Source organism: Massilia genomosp. 1 (assembly GCF_011682185.1).
GTDB lineage: Bacteria > Pseudomonadota > Gammaproteobacteria > Burkholderiales > Burkholderiaceae_D > Telluria_A > Telluria_A rubra.
Genome location: NZ_WHJF01000215.1, coordinates 1 through 2,951 on the forward strand (window position 1 = coordinate 1; position 2,951 = coordinate 2,951).

General features: G+C 55.3%; 4 protein-coding genes. All 4 read left to right on the forward strand.

Annotated elements, in window-relative coordinates; all coding sequences use genetic code 11:
* Positions 1 to 361 precede the first annotated feature (361 nt).
* A complete protein-coding gene (locus tag F1735_RS32870; protein WP_167241117.1) occupies positions 362 to 931 on the forward strand; it encodes a hypothetical protein in 570 nt (189 codons plus the stop codon).
* A gap of 89 nt (positions 932 to 1,020) precedes the next feature.
* The gene (locus tag F1735_RS32875; RefSeq protein WP_167241119.1) at positions 1,021 to 1,848 is read left to right on the forward strand and encodes a DcrB-related protein; all 828 of its coding nucleotides are present in this window, start codon (positions 1,021 to 1,023) and stop codon (positions 1,846 to 1,848) included.
* Positions 1,849 to 1,872: 24 nt separating this feature from the next.
* Entirely contained in the window at positions 1,873 to 2,361 is a 489-nt protein-coding gene (locus F1735_RS32880; protein WP_167241121.1) for a hypothetical protein, read from the forward strand.
* A gap of 132 nt (positions 2,362 to 2,493) precedes the next feature.
* Complete coding sequence (locus F1735_RS32885; RefSeq protein WP_167241123.1) at positions 2,494 to 2,898, forward strand: hypothetical protein; 405 nt, start codon at positions 2,494 to 2,496, stop codon at positions 2,896 to 2,898.
* The last annotated feature ends 53 nt before the right edge of the window (positions 2,899 to 2,951 follow it).

Sequence of the window (2,951 nt, forward strand, 5' to 3'; positions counted from 1 at the left end):
ATCGAGACTTGCCGCAAGCGGGCCGTTTCCTCCTGGGTCTACATCGCCACTGTGATCGCCGCCGCCAGAAAGGGCGTCGCCACACCCTCGCTGCCGCCGATTCCGTCCGGGACGTGAACGGTTACCATACAACGGCATTATTGGCGAGGCTGTATACGAATGTCGGCACTGCCCCCGTGTCCTGTCCCCGCAATGTAGCCGTTTAGGTTTGACGCGGTTCGTTATGATGTCCAAAACCCTTCTTTTTGTAAGCAAAAAGGGCGTACCGCCTGCATCGGAAATCAGCGACGCCAAAAAAAGTATTCCAATATATCACCAGACCAAAAATCACGCCAATCCCTTTTTTTAAGACGAGGTAACCGTGCTGAAAATGATCGCTTTACTGGCTGCTTTGGCAGCCGCTAGCCCCGCATTCGCTGCGAAGGATCTGGCTTTCCCTATTATTGAGAGCATGAAAGTAGTTATTGACGGGAATGAGTTCGAACTCGGTTTATATGGCGCAAATGACAAATCACGCACTAACTTCGTTTATGCTGTGTACAGCAATGATTATCTTGTTAAAATAGGCGTCCTGGATGGGGCTGCGCCGGCTATCGTTCCGGCTGGTAAATTCCAATTGCCGCCGAATCTTATCGGCATACAATTTATACAGGGCGGACACCAGCGCACGCTGAAGTATTTTTCTTTTCATGGCGATGAGGCCAAAGAGGTCGGCTCAATCGGCACCAACTCTGCATGCATATTTCAAAGGCCAGGAAAGAATGGCGTACTTGAATCTGTTGATGAGGACCGAGGAAACCTTACCCTGACGACGTATAAGGTGGAGGCAGCCAAAATTCGAAAATTCGGATCAACCAAGGTATCGGCTTCGCAGACCGCCGTCGTCACCGATCTATGCGAAAAGCATAATTTGCTTCTCAGATCGCAATAGCCATCGCGATTCCACATCCCTTATCTGTCCGGCATCTTGGAAAATGTATGCGCGGCGCAGTTACATCAAGATGAAAGCCCTATCAAAACATGCCATATCATGCCGATCACGCGATCTTCGAGCTTCCGGCGCAGCTCAAGGACAAGACCATGCACGTGTTTACGCTCGGCGATGAGGGGCCGAGCGAGTTCAGCGTGGTCATGTCGCACGCGGATGCGCAGGGCGACGATTCCCTGGTCAATTTCGCTAAACGCCTCGTGAGCGAACTGGGCAAGGCTTTGCCCGGCTTCCGCCTGATGTGTACCTTGGAGCTGAGCCTGGACAATACGCCAGCCATCGAGCTCGACTACCGCTGGCGTAGCGAAGGCATCATGATGCACCAACGCCAGGTGATGGCGATGATTCCCGGCGCCGAATCAGGCGCTGCGAAAGCCCTGCTGATCGCTGCGACCTGCCGCACCGCCTTCACCGACGAATGGAATGACGCCTTCAATGAGATGCTCGATAGCGTGAGGCTGCGCCACAATAATGCCTCCGAGGGCGGCGCGGCGCTCAAGGCGGCGCCGCCCCTCGCATCGACCGTGTTTGCGCTGTCCGAGCGCCGCTGCACCCTGCACGCGTTTGCGGACCACGACGAAGCGTGCCGCAAGATCGATGCGCGCGAAGTGGAACAGGACGCCTGGAGCTTCTTCGACGCCGCCGGCGCGCCATTGCATCCTGATTTTGTGGTGCCCAATAGCGGCACCTTGTGGCGCAAGACTGGCAGCTATGTGCTCGAGAGACGCCCCGAGCGCGACGCGCCATCCCTGCGCACGCAGCTGTACCAGGCGTCGATGTTTGTGGCGGGGTCGCCGCTCGTGCGCCTGTCCAGCATTGCCGAGGTCCAGGCCATGCTCGCGCAGTCGGCGTCGCGTTAAGCCGTCCTCAATCGGAAAGGTAATATGCGCCGCTTTGTTTGTTTTCTCGTTCTTGGTATCTGCGCCGCCGGTATCTGGGTATTCAGGTCGTATCTTTTCTTGCCAAGCGGGACCGCGACAATCAGTTGGTGGTATGCCGCTGACACGTTTCAGCAGTGTTCGCGCGATGTCCCTGATGAGCACAGCAACTACTGGATACCAAGCGCCGAACACATCGCCGATCTGGAAATGCAGATGGTGAGCGTGATGTCCGAACGCGAGCGCGCCGGTTTGCAAATACCCAATCCCGGCCAGCGCTTCAACGGTCAATACATCGGCTTCACCCGCAAGGGCGTACGCTATATCTACGGAAATTTCTTCCCCAGTTATGTAGCTGAGGTTCGCTGGACCTCGGAATGGTCGCCTTTTGAAAAGCCCATCATTGTGTGCGATGGTGGACGCAATTTCTGGGGAATCGTCTATAACCCGGCAACCACGGAAATAGAGCAGCCGCTATTCAATGGCGCCGGATAGAATCACGTTTTCATGTGGCGCGATCGCCGGCGTGCGATATGATGCATCGACATTGGCATTCGACTGTGGCTGGAAAGTGGGAGGAGGGTGGAAACTGGTCGTTCATCGTATCGCGCAGGCAAGTTCACCCGCATGACGGCCACGTTCCTGCTTTGCTTAAGTAGTTTCGGCATCGTCGGGCAATCCCATGCATTGCAGCCGCTACCTAATTTCTTTCTTCGCGTGAAAAACGCAACGGTCCATAAGATCGCCATTTGCAGCGCCGATCTCAAGGTGTGCGAAACCGTCAATCCCGGTGGCTCCTACGTCGATGCCCGCGCCACCGCACTTCCCAAGGTGGCCGATCTTGGCCCCTGGATAGCGGACACTGTCGTAAAAACATGCAACCGGATTATCCCTGCGCAGACATTAATCGACGCCCCGCGCATCGTCGAGGATTGGCGATCACTCACCATTCACCTGGTGAGCCAATTGCAAAACGATTTTTCCGAACTGGCCGACATCAGGAGAGCACGATTTTTCATCGCTTTTTCGTGATATCGGAGGAAATCTGATCGGTTACGGCGGCGGAATCATGGCTAATCTCATTT